Origin of the sequence: Pseudoalteromonas sp. SG43-6, from assembly GCF_014164365.1 — a bacterium.
Lineage (GTDB): Bacteria > Pseudomonadota > Gammaproteobacteria > Enterobacterales > Alteromonadaceae > Pseudoalteromonas > Pseudoalteromonas rhizosphaerae.
On record NZ_JACJEZ010000224.1, the window covers coordinates 1 to 249 of the forward strand.

The 249-nt window shown below is 35.3% G+C and carries 1 pseudogene; it reads right to left on the reverse strand.

The window, feature by feature from the left end:
* Positions 1 to 121 (reverse strand): annotated as a pseudogene (locus tag H5201_RS22875) (integrase core domain-containing protein); the annotation flags it as partial.
* Positions 122 to 249: the final 128 nt, after the last annotated feature.

Here is a 249-nt window from a genome sequence, read left to right on the forward strand (position 1 = left end):
CACTTATAACTGAATGATGATTTATAAATGACAGGCGATTCAGTCGCTCTGTTTTTAAACTTCTAAAAAATCGCTCCATTACTGCATTATCCCAACAATTACCTCGACGACTCATACTTTGCGTTTGTAGTGGCATAGTTAATTTGGCCACCCATTAAGAAAGAAATGTTATGCTAATAAGCATACAAATTTGGGTGAAAAAATGACGAAATTAAAACGCGCAACGTATTCTGCGGCAATCAAATTAGA